Annotated in this window: 19 protein-coding genes; 12 read left to right on the plus strand and 7 right to left on the minus strand. The window is 72.3% G+C overall.

From position 1 onward, the window contains the following. Positions 1-250: 250 nt before the first annotated feature. The 3 genes from ACFYW5_RS07500 (at position 251) to ACFYW5_RS07510 (ending at position 3,025) form a co-directional block, all read left to right on the plus strand. Entirely contained in the window at positions 251-520 is a 270-nt protein-coding gene (locus ACFYW5_RS07500; RefSeq protein ID WP_389415999.1) for a hypothetical protein, read from the plus strand. Then, the gene (gene malQ / locus ACFYW5_RS07505) at positions 521-2,662 is read left to right on the plus strand and encodes a 4-alpha-glucanotransferase (RefSeq protein ID WP_389416000.1); all 2,142 of its coding nucleotides are present in this window, start codon (positions 521-523) and stop codon (positions 2,660-2,662) included. A gap of 90 nt (positions 2,663-2,752) precedes the next feature. Next, a complete protein-coding gene (locus tag ACFYW5_RS07510) occupies positions 2,753-3,025 on the plus strand; it encodes a hypothetical protein (RefSeq protein WP_389416001.1) in 273 nt (90 codons plus the stop codon). Between the two features lie 192 nt (positions 3,026-3,217). Here the strand turns inward: ACFYW5_RS07510 and ACFYW5_RS07515 are convergent, their stop codons facing one another. Beyond that, a complete protein-coding gene (locus tag ACFYW5_RS07515) occupies positions 3,218-3,817 on the minus strand; it encodes a TetR family transcriptional regulator (RefSeq protein WP_389416002.1) in 600 nt (199 codons plus the stop codon). A 131-nt stretch (positions 3,818-3,948) separates the two neighbouring features. On the opposite strand from ACFYW5_RS07515, the gene ACFYW5_RS07520 reads away from it, so the two are divergent. Continuing rightward, on the plus strand, positions 3,949-5,418 hold the full coding sequence (locus ACFYW5_RS07520; protein ID WP_389416003.1) for an FAD-dependent monooxygenase: 1,470 nt from the start codon (positions 3,949-3,951) through the stop codon (positions 5,416-5,418). 48 nt (positions 5,419-5,466) lie between these two features. On the opposite strand, the gene ACFYW5_RS07525 is transcribed toward ACFYW5_RS07520, so the two are convergent. After that, a complete protein-coding gene (locus ACFYW5_RS07525) occupies positions 5,467-5,985 on the minus strand; it encodes a MarR family winged helix-turn-helix transcriptional regulator (RefSeq protein ID WP_389416004.1) in 519 nt (172 codons plus the stop codon). A gap of 110 nt (positions 5,986-6,095) precedes the next feature. Between ACFYW5_RS07525 and ACFYW5_RS07530 the strand changes: the two genes are divergently transcribed. Genes ACFYW5_RS07530 through ACFYW5_RS07540 form a run of 3 tightly spaced genes read left to right on the plus strand, consistent with a single transcriptional unit; the run spans position 6,096 to position 8,919 of the window. After that, the gene (locus ACFYW5_RS07530) at positions 6,096-7,046 is read left to right on the plus strand and encodes an EamA family transporter (RefSeq protein WP_389416005.1); all 951 of its coding nucleotides are present in this window, start codon (positions 6,096-6,098) and stop codon (positions 7,044-7,046) included. Between the two features lie 32 nt (positions 7,047-7,078). Further along, on the plus strand, positions 7,079-7,999 hold the full coding sequence (locus ACFYW5_RS07535) for a DMT family transporter (RefSeq protein WP_389416006.1): 921 nt from the start codon (positions 7,079-7,081) through the stop codon (positions 7,997-7,999). 14 nt (positions 8,000-8,013) lie between these two features. Then, complete coding sequence (locus ACFYW5_RS07540) at positions 8,014-8,919, plus strand: LysR family transcriptional regulator (RefSeq protein WP_389416007.1); 906 nt, start codon at positions 8,014-8,016, stop codon at positions 8,917-8,919. 57 nt (positions 8,920-8,976) lie between these two features. Here ACFYW5_RS07540 and pepN read toward each other — a convergent pair whose 3' ends face one another. After that, entirely contained in the window at positions 8,977-11,556 is a 2,580-nt protein-coding gene (gene pepN, locus ACFYW5_RS07545) for an aminopeptidase N (protein WP_389416008.1), read from the minus strand. Between the two features lie 112 nt (positions 11,557-11,668). Between pepN and ACFYW5_RS07550 the strand changes: the two genes are divergently transcribed. Further along, entirely contained in the window at positions 11,669-12,142 is a 474-nt protein-coding gene (locus ACFYW5_RS07550; protein ID WP_389416009.1) for a DUF1203 domain-containing protein, read from the plus strand. Here ACFYW5_RS07550 and ACFYW5_RS07555 read toward each other — a convergent pair. Next, a complete protein-coding gene (locus ACFYW5_RS07555; protein ID WP_389416010.1) occupies positions 12,139-13,164 on the minus strand; it encodes an aspartate-semialdehyde dehydrogenase in 1,026 nt (341 codons plus the stop codon). The genes ACFYW5_RS07550 and ACFYW5_RS07555 overlap by 4 nt on opposite strands. A gap of 109 nt (positions 13,165-13,273) precedes the next feature. Continuing rightward, positions 13,274-15,385 (minus strand): TerD family protein, encoded by a 2,112-nt coding sequence (locus ACFYW5_RS07560; RefSeq protein ID WP_389416011.1) that lies wholly within the window; start codon positions 15,383-15,385, stop codon positions 13,274-13,276. Between the two features lie 112 nt (positions 15,386-15,497). Here ACFYW5_RS07560 and ACFYW5_RS07565 point away from each other — a divergent pair, with 112 nt between their 5' ends. Continuing rightward, positions 15,498-16,037 (plus strand): RNA polymerase sigma factor, encoded by a 540-nt coding sequence (locus tag ACFYW5_RS07565; protein WP_389416430.1) that lies wholly within the window; start codon positions 15,498-15,500, stop codon positions 16,035-16,037. A 1-nt stretch (position 16,038) separates the two neighbouring features. Further along, positions 16,039-16,773 (plus strand): hypothetical protein, encoded by a 735-nt coding sequence (locus tag ACFYW5_RS07570; RefSeq protein WP_389416012.1) that lies wholly within the window; start codon positions 16,039-16,041, stop codon positions 16,771-16,773. Positions 16,774-16,822: 49 nt separating this feature from the next. On the opposite strand, the gene ACFYW5_RS07575 is transcribed toward ACFYW5_RS07570, so the two are convergent. Continuing rightward, complete coding sequence (locus ACFYW5_RS07575) at positions 16,823-20,113, minus strand: S8 family serine peptidase (RefSeq protein ID WP_389416013.1); 3,291 nt, start codon at positions 20,111-20,113, stop codon at positions 16,823-16,825. A 166-nt stretch (positions 20,114-20,279) separates the two neighbouring features. Then, entirely contained in the window at positions 20,280-20,828 is a 549-nt protein-coding gene (locus ACFYW5_RS07580; RefSeq protein WP_389416014.1) for a CGNR zinc finger domain-containing protein, read from the minus strand. Positions 20,829-20,938: 110 nt separating this feature from the next. Between ACFYW5_RS07580 and ACFYW5_RS07585 the strand changes: the two genes are divergently transcribed. Together ACFYW5_RS07585 and ACFYW5_RS07590 are read left to right on the plus strand one after the other, a co-directional pair. Next, positions 20,939-21,382, plus strand: a complete 444-nt coding sequence (locus ACFYW5_RS07585) for a VOC family protein (protein ID WP_389416015.1) — start codon at positions 20,939-20,941, stop codon at positions 21,380-21,382. Positions 21,383-21,384: 2 nt separating this feature from the next. After that, positions 21,385-22,263: a pyridoxamine 5'-phosphate oxidase family protein gene (locus ACFYW5_RS07590; protein WP_389416016.1), complete on the plus strand. Its 879-nt coding sequence runs from the start codon at positions 21,385-21,387 to the stop codon at positions 22,261-22,263. Positions 22,264-22,476: the final 213 nt, after the last annotated feature.

Below are 22,476 nucleotides of genomic sequence, written 5' to 3' on the forward strand. Positions count from 1 at the left end.
ATCCGGTTCACGGGCGGTCGAACCGGTGTCCAGCCGTGCTGGCGTGCGACTCGACGGGGAGTGGCCCGGGCGGCGGACTTCCGCCAGCCTTGGGGAGGCGCGGTGGGCAGAATGTGACGACCGGCACGTTGTTTCCCCGGACACGTCTGCCGTCGCGCCCGCTGGGTAGGGCTGCGGTAACCCGCAAGGGCCTGCCCGGCGTGATCCGCCGGCCGGGCCGTAGGTCGCCGTACTCGACAAGGAGGCCCCCGTGGCCGCATCGGCACACCTTCTGCTCACCGCCCTGTCCAAACCCGAGGCGCTCACCGGGCCCGAACCGCACGTGTGCGTCTTCAGCGCGGAGAGCGCCTGCGCCGAACGCCCGCTGACCAGCGAACCTCCCCTGCCCGACACCGAGCCGCTGACCAGTGAGCCGCCGCTGTACGAGGCGCCGCCGCTGACCAGTGAGCCGCCCCTCGCCGACTTTGCGCCGCTGACGAGTGAGGCGTTCCCCGTCGGCACGGACACCACGAGGCCCTGAATGGCAGAGCAGCGGTCGGCCGAAACCCCCGCCGAGGACGCCCCCTCCGAGGGAGTTCCTTCGGAGTTAGTCCCTGCGGAGGACGTCCCTTCGGAGGACCTCTCCCGGCTCGCCGGACTGCTCGGCGTCGCCACCTCCTACCAGCCCTCCCCGGACCGCACGGTCCGGGCCTCGGCCACCGCCCTCACGCTCGCGCTGACCGCGCTCGACATCGACGTGAGCACCCCCACGGCCGTACGGCACGCCCTCACCGCACGCGAACGCGCCCTGCGGGAACGGCTGCTGCCCCCGACGGTCGTGCGGTGGGCCGACGCCGACCCGCCCGCCGCCCTCACCGCACTCCCGCCCGGCACCCGGCTGCGCGTGCAGACCGAGCAGGGCGAGACCCGCGCCGCCACCGACCGGCTCCCGCCCGGCGTCCACCGGCTGACCGCCACGGCCCCCGACGGCCGCACCGCCACCGCCCACCTGGTCGTCGCCCCCGCCCGGCTGTCCGCCGGTGCCGGACGCACCCACGGACTCCTCGTCCAGCTCTACTCCCTGCTCTCCCGGCGCTCCTGGGGCATGGGCGACCTCGGTGACCTCGCCGAACTCGCCGGCTGGGCCGGGCGCACGCTCGGCAGCGGCTTCGTCCAGGTCAACCCGCTGCACGCGGCCGTGCCCGGCGCGCCCACCGACCCCTCCCCCTACCGCCCCTCCTCACGCCGCTTCCCCGACCCGGTGCACCTGCGCGTCGAGGACATCCCGGAGTACGGCCGGGTCGAGGACCGCGAGCGGGTGCGGGCGCTGCTGGAACGGGCGGACCGGCTGCGCGAGTCGGTGCTGGAGAAGGGCGCCCTGATCGACCGGGACGCGGTGTGGGAGCTCAAGCGGGAGGCGCTGGAGCTGGTCCGCGAGGTGCCGCTCGGGCCCGGCCGGCGCGCCGCCTACGCCGACTTCCTCGCCGAGGAGGGGCAGGCGCTGGAGGACCACGCCACCTGGTGCGCGCTCGCCGAGGTGCACGGCTCGGACTGGCGGCGCTGGCCGGCCGGACTGCGCGATCCCCGGTCCGCCGAAACCGCCCGTGCCCGCGGCGAGCTGGCGGACCGCGTCGACTTCCACTCGCTGCTCGCCTGGCTGACCGACGCCCAGCTCACCGCCGCCCAGCGCACCGCCCGGGAGGCCGGGATGCCGGTCGGCATCGTGCACGACCTCGCGGTCGGCGTGCATCCCGACGGCGCCGACTCCTGGGCGCAGCAGGAGTACTTCGCCGCCGGGATGTCGGTCGGCGCGCCCCCGGACGCCTTCAACGCCCGCGGCCAGGACTGGGGCCTGCCGCCCTGGCGCCCCGACCGTCTCGCCGAGTCCGGCTACACGCCGTACCGCCGTCTGCTGCGGGCCCTCTTCCGGTACGCCGGTGCCCTGCGCATCGACCACGTCATGGGCCTGTTCCGGCTCTGGTGGGTCCCGCAGGGGCACCCGCCCACGGACGGCACCTATGTCCGCTACGACGCCGAGGCCATGCTCGCCGTCCTGGTGCTGGAGGCATCCCGCGCCGGGGCACTGGTGATCGGGGAGGACCTGGGCACGGTGGAGCCCGGGGTGCGCGAGGCGCTGCGGGCGCGCGGGGTGCTCGGCACGTCGGTGCTCTGGTTCGAGCGGGACTGGGCGGGCGACGGCCGTCCGCTGCCGCCCGAACAGTGGCGCTCCGACTGCCTGGCCACGGCCACCACCCACGATCTGCCCTCCACGGCCGCCCGCCTGACCGGCGACCACGTCGAACTCCGCTACCGGCTGGGCCTGCTGACCCGCTCGCTGGAGGAGGAACGCGCGGAGGCGGCGGCGGACACCGGCGAGTGGCTGGGCCTGCTGGCCCGGCTCGGCCTGCTGCGCGGCACGGGCGGGGGGCACGGTACGTCGCAGGAAGAGGCGGAGATCCAGGCCGTCCACCGCTTCCTGCTGCGCACCCCGGCCCGCATGGTCGGCCTCTGGCTCCCCGACGCCGTCGGCGACCGCCGGCCCCAGAACCTGCCCGGCACGTGGGACCAGTACCCGAACTGGCGCCTGCCGATCGCGGACGCGGAGGGCAGGCCGGTGACCCTGGAGGAACTGGCGGCGTCACCCAGGCTGCACGCGCTGGTGGAGGTGATGAGGTCGGGGTGAGGTCGAGGGCAGGGGGACTCAGCGCCGGGGGGGCCTCTTATGCCCCCCCCGGGCGAGCGGCCCCATCCGCGGTTCGGTACTTTTGGCACCGTGGACAAGAAGAACGCCCTGCGCGCCGGCGCCCTGGCTGCCGGTACGACGCTGATGATGCTGCTCATGTCGTCCCCCGCGCTCGCGCTGACCCGCGACGACGGCGACGACCCCGGCTCTGGCCTCAGCGTCATGGAGACGCTGGGTCTGTTCGTCGTGGCCCCGATCGTCCTGTTCGCGGTGATCACGGGTCTCGTCATGGTCCTGGACCGCTCGGCGGAGGCCCACCGCGTCAGGACCAAGCCGAAGGTGAAGGCCCCGGCGAAGGCCTGACCTCCCCCGATCTCCTGAAGGGCGCCGCCCGCACGGCGTGTACGCGCAACCCGCCGTACGCCGAGGGCGGCGCCTTCCGCGTCCCCGGGTCGTCTTCAGAGTCTGCTGCCGGTTCCGGCTCGGGCTCCATTTCCGGCTCCAATTCCTCCCCGCCCACGTCCGCCGCAGGCGTCTCCGCCTTCTCTCGCTCGTTCATGGGTTCGGGGCCGTCAGGTATCGCTGTACCGTCGGTGCCAGCCATGCCACCACCTCCTCGGGACGCAGCGCCACGGCCGGTGGCAGCCGCAGCACATAACGGGTGAGCGCGAGACCGAGCAGCTGTGTCGCGGCGAGCGCGGCCCGGGTCGGGGACTGTTCGGGGTCCGGGCACACCTGCCGGGCCAGCGGCAGCAGCTGCTCGCCGAAGATGTGCTGCATCCGCTCGGCCCCGGCCTGGTTGGTGACGCCGACCCGGAGCAGGGCCGTGAGCACTTCGTTCTCCTCCCACAGGTGCAGGAAGTGGAGCACCATCGCCTCGCCGACCTCCGAGCGCGGCAGCCTGCTCAGATCCGGCAGTTTCAGGTCGACCGAAACGGCCGCCGCGAACAGCCCCTCCTTGTTGCCGTAGTAGCGCATCACCATCGACGGATCGATGTTCGCGTCCTTGGCGATGGCGCGGATCGTGGCTCGCTCATAGCCGTCAGCTGCGAATCGTTCGCGTGCCGCGGCGAGGATCGCTATACGGGTGGTTTCCGAGCGGCGGCGAGTGCCGTTCCCGGAATCGGTCACGGTACTGCGTTCATTTCCGGTCATGCCAACAAGCGTAGGCCAACACGCGTGGGCCAACAAGTGTTGACTCTCGACGAAGACGGTCGTATCGTCGTCAACGAGCGTTGGCAAACAAGCGTTGGCAGTCTGGTAGGCGTTGGCAACAGGAGGCCACCATGAACGACACCCCCCACTCCGTGATCGTCGTCGGCTGCGGCCCCACCGGTCTCCTGATGGCCGGCGACCTCGCCGCGGCCGGTGTCCCCGTGACCCTCGTCGAGAAGCGCCCGCACAAGATCAGCAACCTCTCGCGCGCGATCGTCGTGCACGCCCGCACCCTCGAACTCCTCGACGCTCGCGACCTCTCCGACGAGGTGGAGTCCCTGGGCCGCCGCCTGGACCGGATGAACCTCTTCACCCGGCTCACCGTCGAGTTCGACACCCTCCCGTCCCGCTTCAACCACATCCTTCTCCTCCCGCAGTACGAGATGGAGCGGATCCTGGAGCGGCGCGCGTTCGAGGCCGGGGTCCGGTTCCGGTTCGAGACCGAGGTGACCGGGGTCCGCCAGGACGAGGAGGGGGTCACCGTCGAGGCGTGCGGCCCCGACGGGACGAGCGAGGAGCTGCGGGCGGCGTACGTCGTCGGCACCGACGGAATGCGCAGCACCGTGCGCAGCGCGATCGGCCTGCCCTTCCCGGGCCGCTCCGTGATCCGCTCCGTCCTGCTCGCCGACGTCCGGCTCGCCGAGGAGCCGAAGGACCTGCTCTCCGTGCACTCCAACGGGGACGCCTTCGTGTTCTTCGCGTCCTTCGGTGACGGGTACTACCGGGTCGTCGCCTGGAACCGCCGCCGGGACACCCCCGAGAGCGAGCCGCTGCACCTGGAGGAGGTCCGGGAGACCGTCCGGCTCGCCGCGGGCCGTGACTTCGGGATGCACGACGCCCGGTGGCTGTCCCGCTTCCACAGCGACGAACGCCAGGCGCCCGCCTACCGGGTGGACCGGGCCTTCCTCGCCGGCGACGCCGCGCATGTGCACACCCCGGCCGGCGGCCAGGGCATGAACATCGGCATGCAGGACGCGGCCAACCTCAGCTGGAAGCTCGCGGCCGTGCTCCAGGGCCGCGCGGACGAGGCGCTGCTCGACACCTACCAGGCCGAGCGCCACCCCGTCGGCACCGAGGCCATGCGCAGCAGCGGCGCGATCGTCCGCCTCGCGATGGCCAAGCACGCCTGGACGCTGGGCCTGCGCGCGGTGGTCGCCTCCACCCTCAACGCCCTCACCCCGGCCCGCCGCAAGCTGGCCCTCCAGATCACCGGCATCGGCGTCAAGTACGACGCCCCCGACGGCGCCCACCGCCTCACCGGGGCCCGCGTCCCGGACCTCGCCCTGGAGAGCGGCCGGCTCTACGAGGCCCTGCGCGGCGGCCGGTTCGTCCTGATCACCCCGCAGAAGTGCGAGGACAAGACGGGCCTGGAGGACTGGCTCACGGTGGAGCGCCGCACGGGCCGCGGCAGCGAGAGCCGTACGACGGTGCTGGTGCGGCCCGACGGATACGTGGCCTGGGCGGCGGACGCCGCGGACCCGGCGGACATCGAGGCGGCGGTGGTGGAACACGTGGGGGAGCGCATCGCCCTCGCGCGCTGAGGGCCGGACCCGGAGACCGGACCCAGGGACCGGACCCAGGGACCGGACCTAGCGGTCGGACTCCCGCGTCCCCTCCAGCAACTCCCTCAACAGGTCGGCCAGTTGGCCGGCCTGTTCGGCGTTCAGGGTGGAGAGCGCCTCCGTCTGCAGGGCGAGCCCCGCGCCGACCGCCCGGTCGACCATGCTCAGCCCTTCCTCGGTCAGCGTCACCTGGAGACCCCGGCGGTCGTGCGGGTCGGGGGAGCGCCGGAGCAGTCCCGCCCGTTCCAGCTTGTCCAGCCGGCCGGTCATGCCCCCGGTGGTCAGCATCAGCGTCGCCGAGAGCTGGCGCGGCGAGAGGGTGTACGGCTCGCCGGAGCGCCGCAGGGTCGCCAGGACGTCGAACTCGCCCCGGGAGATCCCGAAGCGGGCGTACGCCTTCTCCATGCGGTCGCCCATCGTGCGGGCGAGGCGCGAGATGCGCCCGAAGACCTCCATCGCGGCGGTGTCGAGGTCGGGCCGCACGGCCGCCCACTGGTCGATGATCGCGTCGACGGCGTCCTTGCGCTGCTCCGGGCGTGCGTTCATGCGGGGAGTATCCCGGCCCCGCAGGGTCGGCCGCAAGAAAGTGGCTTGACGGAAAGTAGCTTAGGAGTAAGCTACTTTCTACCGACCTAATCCTCCGAAGGGTGCGTCCCATGGCCACCAGCCGCCTCGCGATCACCGCCGTCACCGCCCTGGCACCGGTCTCCTGGGGCACCACGTACTACGTCACCACCGAGTTCCTTCCGCCGGACCGCCCCCTGTTCACCGGCCTGATGCGGGCCCTGCCCGCCGGTCTGCTGCTCCTGGCGCTGGCCCGGGTGCTGCCGCGCGGCGCCTGGTGGGGGCGGGCGGCGGTGCTCGGCGCGCTCAACATCGGCGCCTTCTTCCCGCTGCTGTTCCTGGCGGCGTACCGCCTGCCCGGGGGCCTCGCGGCGGTGGTCGGTTCGGTCGGGCCGCTGTTCGTGGTGGGCCTGTCGACGCTGCTGCTGAGTCAGCGGCCGACGGCACGCGCGCTGGTGACGGGGGCGGTCGCGGCGTTCGGCGTCGGACTGGTCGTCCTGAAGGCGGTCGGTGCGCTGGACGCCCTCGGTGTGCTCGCCGCCCTCGCCTCCACCGCGTCGATGTCCACCGGGACCGTGCTGGCGAAGAAGTGGGGCCGCCCCGAGGGCGCGGGCCCGACCGCCCTGGCCGGCTGGCAGCTGACCGTCGGAGGAGTCCTGATCGCCCCGGTCGCGTTCCTGGTCGAGGGCGCGCCGCCCGCCCTGGACGCCCGCGCGGCCGGCGGCTACCTCTACCTCGCCCTGGCCGGTACGGCGGTCGCGTACTGGCTCTGGTTCCGTGGCATCGGCCGCCTCACCGCGACCCAGGTCACCTTCCTGGTCCCGCTCTCCCCGCTCACGGCGGCGGTCGTCGGCTGGGCGGCGCTGGGGCAGTCGCTGACACCGGTGCAACTGGCGGGCATGGCGCTGGCGCTGGGCGCGACCGTCGCCGGGCAGCTGCTGCCGGGAGGGAGCAGCGGCGGTACCGTGCAAACGTTCAGTTTTGGTGAAAGGAACGCTCGAAAAGATTCGATGGACGTGACAGGTCCGGCACTGCGACGGTAGATCCCCGCGATCACCGAAGCGAAAGGACCTCTGTGGCTGTCACAGCCGACCGGATCACCCGTACGACCTCCCGCGCGCCGGGGCCGAGGACGGCAGCCCCCGTCCTCGGCCTCGCGCTGGCCGCCCTCGCCACGCTCGTCTGGTCCGGCAGCTTCGTCACCTCGCGGGCGCTGCACGACAGCGTGCCGCCGGTGCAGCAGGCGTTCTGGCGGTGGCTCGTGGCGCTCGCGGCGGTCGCCCCCTTCGGCGCCCGGCGGGCCTGGCGGCAGCGGGCGCTGATCCGCCGGCACCTCGGATTCGTGGTGCTCGCCGCGCTGCTCGGCGTCAGCGTCTACAACACCCTCGTCAACCAGGCCGGGTTGACCACACCGGCCGCCACCATGGGGATGATCATGGCGGCGTCACCGGTGCTGATGGCGGTCCTCGAACGGCTGGGCGGGGTGCGGCTGGGCGGGCGGCGGGTCGCCGGGCTGCTGGTCGCGTGGGCCGGGGTGCTGCTGCTCGTCGGAGGCGGCGGGCACTTCGCGGCCGGGGACCTGTGGATGATCGGCGCGGCCTGCTGCTTCGCGGGCTACAGCGCCCTGTTGCGGCGCAAGCCCGCCGAACTGGGCGGCGCGGCCTTCCTGTTCACCACGTTCCTGGTGGGCGCGGCCCTGCTGCTGCCGGCGCAGGGGGTGAGCCTCGCGGTGCAGGGCGGCTTCACACCCACCGCCGACACGGTCCTGCCGCTGGTCTACGTCGGTGTCGCCTCCTCCGCCGTCGCCTTCTTCGCCTGGAACCGGGCGATCGCGCTGATCGGGGCGGCCCGCGCCGGAATCGTGTACTACCTGCAGCCGGTGTGTGTGGCGCTGCTGTCCTGGGCGCTGCTGGGGGAGACCGTCGGCTGGGCGCAGGTGCTGTGCGCCGGGCTGATCCTGGGCGGGGTGGTGCTGGGGGCCGGGGCGCGGCGGTGACGTAGGTTGCGGCCATGGCCGAGTGGGACATCCGGAAGCTGCTGATTCTGCGGACGTTGCGGGAGCGCGGGACGGTGACGGCGACCGCGGAGGCGCTGCGGATGACTCCGTCGGCCGTGTCGCAGCAGCTGACCAACCTGGCGAAGCAGTTGGGGGTGCCCCTGCTGGAGGCGCGGGGGCGCGGGGTGCGCTTGACCGACGCGGCCCGGCTGGTACTGCGGCACGCCGAGGCGGTGTTCGAGCAACTGGAGCGGGCGGACGCGGAGTTGGCGGCGTACCTGCACGGCGAGGCCGGTGAGGTCCGGGTGGGGGCCTTCTCCACCGCCGTACCCGCGCTGGTCGTTCCGGCCGTGCGGGCGCTGCGGGCGGGGCATCCCGGAGTGCGGGTGCAGGTCCGGGAGGCCGAGGCGGGGGAGGCGTACGAGCTGCTGGGCGGCGGAGAGGTCGACCTGGCCCTGTCGCTGGCGGCGCAGGCGCCGAGCGCGGTGGACGCCCGGTTCACCCGGGTGACCCTGCTGGCGGACCCGTTGGACGTGGCACTGCCCTTGGACCATCCGCTGGCCGCCGCGGAGAGCCTGCGGCTGGCCGAACTCGCCGCGGAGCCGTGGATCTTCGGCGGGAGCGGGCCCTGGTCGGACATCACCCGGGGGGCGTGCGAGGCAGCCGGGTTCACTCCGCACCGGGGGCACGCGGCGACCGGCTGGACCGCGATCCTCGCGATGGTGGAGGCGGGGATGGGGGTGGCGCTGGTGCCCCGGATGGCCGCGGTGCCCCGGGACGGCGTCGCGATGCGCGAGCTGGCCACCGAGCGGCCGGTCCGGCATGTGGTGGCCGCGGTGCGCAGGGGCGCGGAGGACGCACCGGCGGTGGGGCGGGTGCTGGACGCCCTGCGGGAGGTTGCCGCGGGCCTCGGGAGTTGAGCGCGAAGGGGCGCCCGGTGTAGCACCGGGCGCCCCTCCTGGTATCCGTACCGTCGGCTACTCGGCCGTCGCCGCCGCGTCCGCCGCCTGGGCCCGCAGGGCGCGCTCCACGCCCGCCCGGGACTCCGAGACCAGCCGGCGCAGGGCCGCGCCCGGCTCGGCGGAGGCCAGCCAGGCGTCCGTCTTCGCCAGGGTCTCCTCGGAGACCTGGAGCGTCGGGTACAGGCCGGTCGCGATCTGCTGGGCGATCTCGTGCGAGCGGCTGCCCCAGATGCCCTTCAGGACCTCGAAGTACCGGTCCGTGTACGGCGCCAGCAGCTCCCGCTGGTCCGTCTGGACGAAGCCGCCGATCACCGCCTCCTGCAGCGCGTTCGGGAGCTTGTCCGACTCGATGACCGAGGCCCAGGCCGCCGCCTTCGCCTCCGCGGTCGGGCGGGCCGCACGGGCGGTGGCCGCGTGCCGCTCACCGGCCGCCGTCCGGTCCCGCTCGTACTCGCCCGCGATCTCCGCCTCGCCGAAGCGGCCCACCGCGGCCAGGCGGTGCACGAACGCCCAGCGCAGTTCCGTGTCCACGGCCAGGCCCTCGATGGACCGCGAGCCGGCCAGCAGCGCCTCCAGCAGATCGAGCTGCTCCGGCGTACGGGCCGCGGCCGCGAAGGCGCGCGCCCACGCGAGCTGGTGGTCGCTGCCCGCCTCGGCCGCCCGCAGATGCGCGAGCGTCGCCTCGGTCCAGCGGGCCAGCAGGGACTCCCGGGCGGCCGGGTCGGCGTACAGGTCGATCGCCAGCTTCACCTGCCGGTGCAGCGACTGCACGACACCGATGTCCGACTCCTTGCCGATGCCGGACAGGACCAGCGAGAGGTAGTCCCGGGCGGCGAGTTCGGCGTCCCGCGTCATGTCCCACGCCGACGCCCAGCACAGCGCGCGCGGCAGCGAGGACTCGAAGTCGCCGAGGTGCTCGGTGACGAAGGCCAGCGACTCCTCGTCCAGGCGGACCTTGGCGTAGGACAGGTCGTCATCGTTGAGCAGCACGACCGCCGGACGGCGCTTGCCCACCAGCTGCGGTACGGCCGTCAGCTCGCCGTCCACGTCCAGCTCGACCCGCTCCCGGCGCACCAGCTTGCCGCCGGCCTCGTCGCGCTCGTACAGGCCGACCGCGATCCGGTGCGGGCGCAGCGTCGGCTCGCCCTTCGCCCCGGCCGGCAGGGCGGGGGCCTCCTGGCGGATCGCGAAGGAGGTGATCAGGCCCTCGGCGTCCGTCTCGATCTGCGGGCGCAGGACGTTGATGCCGGCGGTCTCCAGCCACGCCTTCGACCAGGACTTCAGATCACGGCCGGAGGTCTCCTCCAGCGCGCCCAGCAGATCACTCAGCCGCGTGTTGCCGAACGCGTGCGCCTTGAAGTACGCCTGCACGCCCCGGAAGAACTCGTCCATGCCGACGTACGCGACCAGCTGCTTCAGGACGGAGGCGCCCTTGGCGTAGGTGATGCCGTCGAAGTTGACCAGGACGTCGTCCAGGTCGCGGATCTCGGCCATGATCGGGTGCGTGGAGGGCAGCTGGTCCTGGCGGTAGGCCCAGGTCTTCATGGAGTTGGCGAACGTGGTCCACGAGTGCGGCCAGCGCGAGCCGGGGGCGTACGCCTGGCAGGCGATGGAGGTGTAGGTGGCGAACGACTCGTTCAGCCACAGGTCGTTCCACCACTCCATGGTGACCAGGTCGCCGAACCACATGTGGGCCAGCTCGTGCAGGATCGTCTCGGCGCGGATCTCGTACGCCGCGTCCGTCACCTTGGAGCGGAAGACGTACTGGTCGCGGATGGTCACCGCGCCCGCGTTCTCCATCGCACCCGCGTTGAACTCCGGCACGAACAGCTGGTCGTACTTCTGGAACGGGTAGTCGTAGTCGAACTTCTCCTGGAACCAGTCGAAGCCCTGCCGGGTGACCTCGAAGATCGCGTCCGAGTCCAGGTACTCGGCGAGCGAGGGGCGGCAGTAGATGCCGAGCGGGACCGACTGGCCGTCCTTCTCGTAGGCGCTGTGCACCGAGTGGTACGGGCCCACGATCAGCGCGGTGATGTAGGTGGAGATCCGCGGGGTCGGCTCGAAGGCCCAGACGTCGTCCTTGGGCTCGGGCGTGGGCGAGTTGGAGACGACGGTCCAGCCGGCCGGCGCCTTCACGGTGAACCGGAAGGTGGCCTTCAGATCCGGCTGCTCGAAGGAGGCGAAGACCCGGCGGGCGTCCGGCACCTCGAACTGGGTGTAGAGGTACGCCTGGTCGTCGACGGGGTCGACGAACCGGTGCAGGCCCTCACCGGTGTTGGTGTAGGCGCACTCCGCGACGACCCGCAGGACGTTGCGGCCCTCCAGCAGCCCGCGCAGCGCGATCCGGGAGTCCTGGAAGACCTCGGCCGGGTCGAGCGCGTCGCCGTTGAGGGTGACCTCGTGCACGGCGGGAGCGACGAGGTCGATGAAGGACTCCGCCCCTCCCTCGGCGACATCGAAGCGCACCGTGGTCACGGACCGGTAGGTACCGCCCTCCTGCGCGCCGGAGAGGTCGAGATCGATCTCGTACGAGTCAACGGTGAGCAGCTTCGCCCGCTGCTGCGCCTCTTCGCGAGTCAGGTTTGTGCCAGGCACGCGGTCATCTCCTCGTGATGTATGGGTTCGGTCATCCTTCCATGGGATCTGTGTGGAAGGCGATGTCCGTTTACCGCCGGTGAACGGGGTCGCGGGGCGGCAGCGTGGAGGCATGACGAGCTACCGCGTACGACCCGTCCCCGCCCCGGCGCTCAAGGAGCTGCGCTCCCTTGACGACGCGGGACGCCCGGCCGTGCCGCTGACCGACGAGGAGGGCGGGGCGCCGCTGCGCTGCTGTCTGCGCCGCAGCGCGTCCGGCGAGCGGATCGCGCTGGTCAGCTACGCGCCGCTGCGCCGCTGGGCGGCCGAGACGGGCGCGGACCCCGGCCCCTACGACGAACAGGGCCCGGTCTTCCTCCACGCCGAGGAGTGCGCGGGACCGGACGAGGGCGACGGCTACCCCTTCGCCCACGCCCACCGCACCGTCCGCCGCTACTCGGCCGACGGCCGCATCCTCGGCGGAGCGCTGGTCGCCGCCCCGGACGACGACGCCTTCCGCGACGCGTTCGACGACCCGGCCGTGGCACTCGTCCACGTCCGGGCCGTCGAGTACGGCTGCTTCCTCTACGAGGTCACCAGGGACTAGAGGGACTGGCCCTTCAGCTCTGCCGCCACCAGTTCCGCGATCTGTACCGCGTTCAGCGCGGCGCCCTTGCGGAGGTTGTCGTTGGAGATGAACAGGGCCAGGCCGTGCTCCACCGTCTCGTCCTCGCGGATGCGGCCGACGAAGGAGGCGTCCTTGCCGGCCGCCTGGAGCGGGGTCGGGATGTCGGAGAGGACCACACCGGGGGCGCCGGCCAGCAGCTCGGTCGCGCGCGCCGCGCTGATCGGGCGGGCGAAGCGGGCGTTGACCTGGAGGGAGTGGCCGGAGAAGACCGGGACCCGGACACAGGTGCCGGAGACCTTCAGGTCGGGGATCTCCAGGATCTTGCGGGATTCGTTGCGGAGCTTCTGCTCCTCGTCGGTCTCGTTCAGGCCGTCCTCGACGATCGAGCCGGCCAGCGGCAGTACGTTGAAGGCGATGGGGCGCTTGTAGACCTGCGGGGCGGGGAAGTCGACCGCCTCGCCGTCATGGGTCAGCCGGTCGGCCTCGGCGACCACCTTCTGCGCCTGGCCGTGCAGCTCCGCCACGCCCGCGACCCCGGACCCGGACACCGCCTGGTAGGTGGCGACGACCAGCGCCTCCAGGCCCGCCTCGTGGTGCAGCGGCCTGAGCACGGGCATCGCGGCCATCGTCGTGCAGTTCGGGTTGGCGATGATGCCCTTGGGCCGGTCGGCGACGGCGTGCGGGTTCACCTCGGAGACGACCAGCGGGACCTGGGGGTCCTTGCGCCAGGCGGAGGAGTTGTCGATCACGACCGCGCCCTGCGCGGCGACCTTCTCGGCCAGCGCCTTGGAGGTCGCGCCGCCCGCCGAGAACAGCACGATGTCCAGGCCCGTGTAGTCGGCCGTCGAAGCGTCCTCCACCGTGACACCGTCCAGGACCGTCCCCGCGGAGCGGGCCGAGGCGAACAGGCGCAGCTCCGTGACGGGGAAGTTCCGCTCCGTGAGGATCCTGCGCATGACCGTGCCGACCTGTCCGGTGGCTCCGACGATTCCGACCCTCACGGTGACTCCTTCGCTGTGGCGCATTTGCGTGGCCTGGACGTTTCCATGATGCGTCCCCTCCAGGCCGTTGTGTCCAATCGTTTGCCCGAGGGATGGGACGCCACTCGCGTCAGGGCCGCAGTTCGATCACCCACGCGCCCAGCGCCCGGACGTGCAGGATTGCGCTCTGGATCCGGTACGGCCCGGAAGAACCCGTGATTTTCCGCTTGGGGAACAGGTTTTCGTCCAGTTCGTAGACGTGCGTGATCCCGCTCGACCCGGCGACCACCATCTCGGCCTCGGGTCCGGTGTGACGTACGACTCCGTATCCCTCGCCCTGGTTCCGCGGGCCGAGCCCGGTCGCCGCGCCCGGCGCCTCCGGCTCCAGACGCCATTTCGTGCCGTCGGTGGCGTAGACGGACACGAAGCAGGAGCCGCCCGGGTCGACGAAGACGGGACCGAGCGAGGGGCGCCGGCGGCCGTGGGTGTCGGCGACGATCACCGGTCTGCCGAACGGGTGGTTCACGGCGTACACGCACAGTCTCTCGTCCTTGGCCAGCGAGGTCTTGCGCACGGTCATCAGCGTGGGCGGCCCCGGGTACCGCAGGACCGTGCTGCCCTTGCCCTCGGCCGGGCCGGTGAGCAGCGGCGCCTCGTCCTCGGGCAGCAGGCGCAGCGACCACTTGCCGGAGTGCTTGACCCGTACCGTCCGCTCGGCCTGGCCCTGGCTGAACATCACGACCGTGCCGCGGGTGCCGTGCGTGTAGGTGTTCAGCCACTCGTCCTCGTCGCCGTACTCGTCGACGAGCTTCAGCTCGACGTCGTAACTGCGTCCGGCGTCCGTGAACTCGTACTGGAGCAGTGACGGGCGCCCGGGCCGCGGGTTGACGAGCGTGATCGTCTTCTCGCCGCGGCCCTCGTAGGCATCCGTCCGGCCGTCCTTGCCGCTTTTGGGGACGGGCACCGGGGAGGTGGTGAGCTCCCACTGGTGCCGGCTCTTGTCGATCGAGAGCAGGATGGGGCCTTCGGTGATCCGGACGGTCTCCTTGACCCGCTTGCCGTTCCAGGCGTGGACCAGCCGCTCCGGGTGCTTGAGCTCCTCCGGGGTGTCGCCCCTGTGGCAGTTCAGCTGGAACCAGCCGTTGTGGCGGTCCGTTGCCCGCACCTTCAGATCGGCCTCGGCGCCCGAGTAGAAAAGCACCTCGGGGCCGCTGCCGCGGACCGTTTCGGCGTCGAACGGACGGGCCGCCGACAGGGGCAGGACGGTGAGCTTCCAGTTCCCGGAACAGCTCACGTTCAGCCGCAGCGGTCCGCCCTTGCGGGGCGGCACGAACAGGACCCGGCCGTGGTGCTCGGGCAGGTCGTGGCAGAAGATCCTGTCGTCGCGTCCGGGCAGCTGGACCTGGATCCACTGGTAGTCCTCGACCCGGGCCTCCATGATCACCGGTCCCGAGTCCGGGGGGAACGGTATGTCCATGGTGATCTTGGAGCTGCCCTTGCCGCTGCGGACGTGCGGCTCGAAGTCGAAGAATCCCTCGCTCCAGGGAGCAGCGGTGCCGGCCGGGGCAGGCATCGGCACGGCGGCGGGCGGGGGCACGACGACGGTGGGCGGCGGGACGACCGCGGTGGGCGGTGGCGCCGAGGTCTTCGCCACCCCCGTGAGCACCACCGGTCCCACCGAAGCCGTCGGTTCCACCGGAGCCACCGGCACCGGTTCCTCCGCCACCACGATCCCGAAGTCCGTGGCCAGCCCCGCGAGCCCCGAGTCGTAGCCCTGCCCGACCGCCCGGAACTTCCACGCGCCGTCGCGCCGGTAGAACTCCGCGAGCACGAAGGCCGTCTCGCTCGACGCGTCCGTCACCTCGTAGTGCGCGACGATCGTGCCGTCCGGCGCCACGGTCTGCGCCGCCAGCCCCGGCACCGCCCCGAAGGTGCCGTCGTCGCAGGACCCGGCGACCAGCACCCGCTGCACCGCCGGTTCCACCCGGGGCAGGTCCAGCTCCAGCCACTCCGCGAGCTGTTCCCCGCTGTCACCGGTGCCCACGTGCCGGACCGCCCCCGAGGGATGCGCGGGCTGGCTGTGGAAGACGAGGTCGGCGTCGCCGCGTACCTTGCCCGCCGCGTCCAGCAGCAGCGCCGAGACCTCCACCGCGGGCGTCCCCACAACCTTGCGCCGGCAGACGGCGACCCTCAGCAGACCTGCGGGAACAGGGGTGTTGGCCCCTTTGGTGATGTGCGTCATGAGGCACATGGTGACAGTGAAGATGATCTGAAGAAAAGATTCCGCAGTGCGGGCCGAACGTTTCCGCCCGGACCGGCGTCATAGGGGAAACGCGGCGAGGGGAGGGGTGGCTGTGCTGCGCGGAAAGACCCGCCGCGGCCAGGGGGACCCGGTGCGCGACGTACCGGACGATCCCCTGGACGCGGCTCAGGAGCGCAGGGTGCGGGCGGTGCTCGCGCTCGGCGGGGTGCCGCAGGCGGACCTGCCGGACGGGGTGCAGCAGGTCCGCCTGCGGCTGCTGGAGCGCGCCGCGAGCGGCCGGGAGGCGCCGCGGGACGTCTCGGCGTGGGCGGCGGTGGTCGCCTCCAACCTGGCCATGGACTGGCACCGGGCCAAGAAGCGCCAGGAACGGCTCGGCGAGCGGCTCGCGGCCCTGCGCCAGGGCGAGCACCCCTCCGGCGAGGACACCAGCCTGCTCTCCCTCGCCGTGGCCCAGGGCCTGGACGAACTGCCCGACGCCCAGCGCCAGGTGGTCGTCCTGCGTTTCTACGCCGACCTGCCGGTACGGGACATCGCCGAGCAACTCGCCGTCCCCGAGGGCACGGTGAAGAGCAGGCTGCACACGGCGGTACGGGCTCTGCGCGCCCGCCTGCACGAGGACGAGGTGGTGTGACGTGACCGCCGAACACGACGGCGTGGACGCGCTGATGGCCGCGCTCACCGGCGAACCCCTGCCCGAGGACGCGGACGCCGCCTACCGCGCCGAACACCGCGCGGCCACCGCCGACATCACCGCGCTGCGCGAGCAACTGGACCTCATCGGCCGGACCCTGGGAGGGGAACCGCCCAAGCCCGCACCGGCGCCCGTGCCCGTACGGCCGGTGCGGCGCCGTGCCTTTCGGTTCGCCGTCGGCTCCCTCGCGGTGGCCGCCGCGGCGACCGTGCTGACGGGGCTCGGCTGGCTGGTGGTGCAGGCCGACCCGGGTGCGAACAGCGCCGACTCGAGCGCCGGTTCCGCGAAGGAGGCGCAGCCGGACACCGCCGAGGGCGTGCTGTTCGGCAGCCCTCGCTATCTCGCCTGCGCCTACCTGGTCGCCGAGGGCGAGGTCGGCTCCGCCGAACCGGTGCCCGCCACCGACCCGCGGCTGATCCGGGTGAGCGTGGAGCTGACCCGGGTCTACCAGCCGGAGAAGCCCGAGAAGCCCGGGCCGGAGAAGGGCGACGACCTCAGTTGGGTGATCGAGGAGAACACCGCTCCCGGCCTGCGCGCGGGCGACCACGTCCTGTTCGGCGTCCCGGAGAAGGGCGCCCCGCCGGACATGTGGGTCATCGGCGGGACGGAGGTCGCCCGCGAACGGGACCGGATCAACGGCTCGCTGCCCGAGGCCCGCGACCTGGACTGCGGATGAGAAAGGGCGGGCGCCCGTACGGACGCCCGCCCCTCGTACAGCCGTAGAGCTACGGCATGACCTTCTCGATCTTCACGCTGCCGGTGCCCGCGACCGTGCCGCGCGCGTTGAGCAGTTCGACCTGGCCGAAGAACTCACGGCCCTGAGGCGCGGCGGCCGCGACGGTGACGCTCGCGGAGACCGTGGCGGAGTCGCCCGTGCCCAGCTTCACCGGCGCCGACCCGTCGACGCTGACCGAGCCGAGCGCGCTGGAGAAGAACACGTCCAGGTAGTCGTAGGCGGTGGAGCCGGACGGCACCGCGTAGCCCACGACCTCGATGGTGTACGTGCCGGCGGCCGGCTTCGGGAGCGAGACCGCCTCCTCCGAGTCACCGTCCGCGGCCTGGGCGACCTGCTTGCCGTCCTTGTCGTAGACCGTCAGGTCCAGGTCGGCGGCCGTGTCGGAGACATTGCCGATGGCGACGTCCAGGGACGCGGCGCCCTCGGGCACCTCGACCGTGGTGGTGTGCGTCTCGTGGTCGGCGATGGTCGGCCGGGCCGTCTTGGAGGAGCCGAGCGGACCGCCGGACAGCTTGCCGTCGAGGGCGGCGAACTTGTTCGTCACCTTCCAGGACGCCTCGACCGGGGTGCCCACCTTGGCCTCCGGCACGGTCACGGTCTCCGGGTCGAAGACCGCGCCGAGCACGGTGACGTCCAGCTTGTAGGGGTTGTCGAGCAGCGGCGACGTACGGCGCGACTCGACCTCGATCTCCCAGACGCCGGGCTGCGGGTCGGCGTAGGAACGCACGTCCGGCCGGCAGCCGTTGCCGTCGAGGTAGTTGTTGTAGCAGTTCGGCGTGGACGTGGTGTCCGACGGAACGCCGTAGGGGTGGATGGCGATGAAGCGGGTCTGGCTGGTGGCCTTCAGCCCGCCGATCGCGACCTCCAGCGACTTGGCGCCCTCGGGCACGGTCACGTAGTACGACTTGTGGCTGTTGCGCTGCACCGAGCCGGACGCCGAGTAGGTGTACTGCAGCGGCGCGGAGACCACGACCGTGGACATGACCTGCTTGTCGATGCCTTCGGTACGCGGGTCGTCGACCTCGAGGATCGCGCTCTTCAGCCCGGCGGACCTCGGCGCGGCCTGCACCTTGACGGTGACCGGCTGGTTCAGCGGCAGGTTCACCTCGTCGGAGCCGACGATCCGGAAGGTGTCCCCGGCGTTGTTCTCGAAGTGCAGCTCGTGCCGGATCGCGCGGTCGGCGCCGGACGTACGGGTCAGGGTGATCTCGTACGTCTTCTTCTGGCCGGCCTTCAGACCGCCCTCACGGTCGTACAGACCGGTGCCGAAGCCCGGGGTCTTCAGGAACTGGTCGATCGCGGTGTCGACCGGCGCCTTCACCGCGTAGGTGTGCGCGGTGGCGCCGTCCTTGATGGCGTCCCAGGCGTCCTCGACGTTGATCAGGCCCGCGCCTTCCTCGTACGCCTGGACCCCGCTGATGTGGTCGGCGGTCGAGGTGAGCGCGGTGCGCAGCTTGGCCGGGGTGAGCGCGATGCCCTTCTGCTTGGCGGCGCTCAGCAGCAGCGCCGAGGCGCCCGCGGCCTGCGGGGAGGCCATCGAGGTGCCCTGGAGCATGCCGTAGCCGGCCGGCAGCGAGTAGCCCGCCTCGGCGACCGGGAGGCCCGGCAGCCAGGTCTGGATGGTGTTGACGGAGGCACCCGGCGCCACGAGCGTCGGGGCGAAGCCGCCGTCCTCGCGCGGGCCGCGGGAGGAGAACGGCATCATCGCGTACGACTTCTGCACCAGCGAGCCGTAGTTGGACGCCCAGGTCTCCTTGGAGACGGACGCGCCGACCGAGATGACCTTGTCGGCCAGGGCCGGGTCGCCGATCGTGTTGGTGCCGGGGCCGGAGTTGCCCGCGGAGATCACCAGCTGGACGCCGTAGGTGTCGATCAGACGGGTGTAGAGCTCGGCGCGCGCGTTGTTGCCGTCGTTGAGCGCCGGCAGACCGCCGATGGACATGTTGACGATGTCGACACCGCGGTTGACCACGAGGTCGATCATGCCCTCGGTCAGCGCCACGTTGGTGCAGCCGCCGGTCCAGGTGCAGGCGCGCGAGGAGACGACCTTCGCGCCGGGCGCGGCGCCGTTCATCTCGCCGCCGAACAGGCCGTTGGCGGCGGTGATGCCGGCGACGTGGGTGCCGTGCTCGGACTCGATGACACCGATGTTGACGAAGTCACGCTTCTGCCCGACCCAGTCACCGCCGTAGGGGTCCATCGGGACGTCCTTGCGGATCTCCACGACGAACGGCTGGCGCTCGGCGACGTCGGTGCCGGGGTTGTCGGTGCCGAACCAGCCGATCTGGAAGCCGTCCTTGTACGGCTTCATCGGGGTGTCGTCACCGAAGTCGGCGTTGTTGTTCAGGTCGACCCGGACCGTGCCGGCCGCGGCGTCGTACAGCACGCCCCAGACGTCGGTGGTGTCCCCGTCCCGGTTGGCGTCGCCCTTGGCGTCGCCGCCCGCGGTCACCGACTCGCGGAACACGTTGACCTGGTACGACCCGGCGGGTGCCGTCCAGGTGCGGCCGGAGTAGGTGAAGCTGGGCCCGGAGACGCTGGTGGTCATCGCGCGCCAGGTGGCGTCGCTGTCCACGATCGGGTCGGTCGCGGTGACCCAGTCGACGATCTTGCGCTCGCCGGTGGTGGTCTTCTGGAGCGCCGGGTGGGAGAGGTCCACGCCCGAGTCCAGGACACCGATGGTGATCCCGCGGCCGTCCGCCTTCGGGTGGTCGTCGACGAAGTCGACGGCACCGGTCTCGAAGGAGGGGTTGTACGGGTTCTCGGCCGGGGTGTTCTTGCCGGGGGCCGGATAGGCGGCCGCGGTCGACGCCGATTCCTTGGTGTCGACGGCCGGGTCGTCCAGCGGGATCTCCTCGCGCAGGTCGATGCCGTGCACGGAGGAGAGCTTCGCCGCGGCGGCGATGGCGGCGTCCGCCCTGGCCGTCGGGACGGTGGCGCGGACGTAGCCGAGCTGGTCGTAGGCGCGGCCCACGGAGCCGCCCTTGACCGCGTCCAGGTCCGCGGCGACCTGCTCGGTCCGGCCGGGGGCGGTCGCGATCATCATCGTGACGTTCTTGTCGCCGGCCGCCTTGGCGTCGGCGAGCAGGTCCGCGTCGTCCGAACCGAGTTTGTCGTGCGCGGACTTGACGGCGGGGTCGGCCGCGGCCGGGGCGTCCTCGGCGAAGGCCAGGGGGATCGGTCCGGCGGCGGAGAGCGCGGCCACGAGCCCCGCGGCCACGGCTATCCGGGCCGCGCGTCTGGCACCCGATATGGGTTCGCGCTGGGGGGTGTGGGTCATCAGCATCCCTTGTAGGTAAAGGAACGAGCGTGGAGCGATCGCTCAGCCTTACCCAAGGCAAGGATGTTTGGGGAGAGTTGACCCAATCGAAATTCAGGGATGGGGAAAACCCGCTATCCCTTTCCGGGGCGATACCCGATAAAGGGTGCAAGTCGCCCGATGGGCGTCAGTCCTCCTTGTTCCGTGCGTAGTGCCGGGAGGCCTTGGCGCGGTTGCCGCAGGTCGCCATGGAGTGCCAGCGGCGGGTGCCGTTGCGCGAGGTGTCGAAGAAGTACAGGACGCAGGCCTCGTGGGCGCAGGCCCGGATCCGGTCCGGCGCGGTGGTGAGCAGCGTCAGGTAGTTCCGGGCGGCGAGCCAGGCCGGACCCCAGGCGGGGGAGGGGAACTCGGGCAGCTCCCCGGGCCCCTCCGCGGTGAGCGTGGCCCGGATCCGGCCGTGCGCGAGGACGGCGTCGACGAGCGGTGCCGCGTCCTTCGGTGAGCCGTCGACGGCCGCCTTCACCCCGTCCCGGGCCTGGAGGAGGTGGCGCAGGGTCGTCGCGTCGGCGGCGAAGGTCCCGTCGAGGCCGTTCGCGGCGAGCCAGAGCGCGAGCCCGTCGGTGTCCGTCAGCAGGTCCTGGGGGGCTCCGTCCTGCATCCAGCGCGTGTTCAGCAGGTCCAGCGCGAGCGGCTCGCCGGTGTGGGGGCGGGGGTCGGACATGCGGGGCTCGGACATGTGGGGGCTCCCTTCCGTGCTAACCGGTCAAGAGTAGATGACTGGTTGACACTCGCCGAACCTAACCACTAACCTCACTTACACAGGTTAGATACAGCGGAGGGAAACCCATGGCACTGCGCACCGGCCACACCGGCCTGAACGTCACCGACCTCGACCGCTCGCTCGCCTTCTACCGGGACGTCCTCGGCTTCACCCCGCTCGCCGAGGGCAAGGAGGAGGACCGGCGGTTCGCGCTGCTGGGGGACGGCGAGACGCTCGTCCTCGCGCTCTGGCAGCAGGCCGCGGGACCGTACGACGACAGCCGCTCCGGCCTGCACCACCTGGCCTTCCAGGCGGACTCCGTCGAGCGGGTCCGCGCCTACGAGAGCGCCCTGCGCGAGTACGGCGTGCGGTTCGCCCACGAGGGGGTGGTGGCCCACGCCGAGGGCGCCGGGTCCGGCGGCATCTTCTTCCACGACCCCGACGGCATCCGGCTGGAGATCTCGGTGCCGAGCGGCGCCGAGGGCGCCCCCGCGCCCTACGGGTCCGCGCCGACCTGCGGCTTCTTCTAGCCATGAGCGTCTACCACGCCGGCTCGCTCGCCGTGCAGGACCGGCTCGGCGTGCGGGACCTCGCCGACCACGTGGGCCGGTCCATCGGGGAGGGCATCAAGCCGGTGGCCGCCGCCTTCCTCGGACTCCAGCCGCTGCTGGTGGCCGGCGCCGCCGACCCGGCGACCGGCAGGGTGTGGGCGGCGCCGCTGGCCGGTCCGCCCGGGTTCGTCCGGGCCACCGGGCCCCGGCGGATCTCCGTCGCGGGCGAGGTCTCCGCGGCCTCCCCGCTCGCGGCGGCCCTCGCCACCGAGGGCGCCCCGGTCGGCACCATCGCCCTCGACCCGCGCACCCGGCGCCGGATGCGGCTCAACGGACGGCTCCGGCCCACCCCCGGCGGGCTCGCCGTCGACGCGGACCGCGTCTTCGCCAACTGCCCGAAGTACCTCCAGCGGAGGGAGACCTACGAGACCCTGCCCGACCGCAGGCCGGGGGAGCCCCTGACGGCCACCGAACTGTCCGACGCCCAGGCACGGTTCCTCGCCGCCGCCGACACCTTCTTCCTGGCCAGCGTCCACGAGGGCGGCGCCGACGCCAGCCATCGCGGCGGCAACCCCGGCTTCGTACGCGTCGACTCCCCGCGCGAACTGAGCTGGCCGGACTACCCGGGCAACTCCATGTACCTGTCCCTCGGCAACCTCGCCGCCGACCCGCGCGCCGGGCTGCTCTTCCTGGACTGGACGACGGGCACGGCACTGCACCTCACCGGCGAGGCCCGTACGGAGTTCGCTCCCGAACGACGGGTCCGGTTCACCCTGTCCGAGGCGACGGAGATCCCGGCCGCGGTCCCCCTGCGCTGGTCCGCGCCGGAGTACTCTCCCGCGAACCCGGGGCGGCCCTGAGCGGGCCCCGAGACCCCCCAGATACCCGCCAAGATGAACACAGAGCAACCGTCCTCCGGCCGCCCGAGGAGCGGCCGGGGGCGCGCAGGGTAGCCCAAGATCCACGTACGGTGATCGGCGCTGCGCGTTGCCGCCTCGTTCACGCGCAGGTCATCCCCGGTGCCAACGATCCAGAGAGAGCGGGTTGTTCGCGTCAGCGACGCCCCGCGACCA

This window comes from Streptomyces sp. NPDC002779 (assembly GCF_042888685.1).
Taxonomy (GTDB): domain Bacteria; phylum Actinomycetota; class Actinomycetes; order Streptomycetales; family Streptomycetaceae; genus Streptomyces.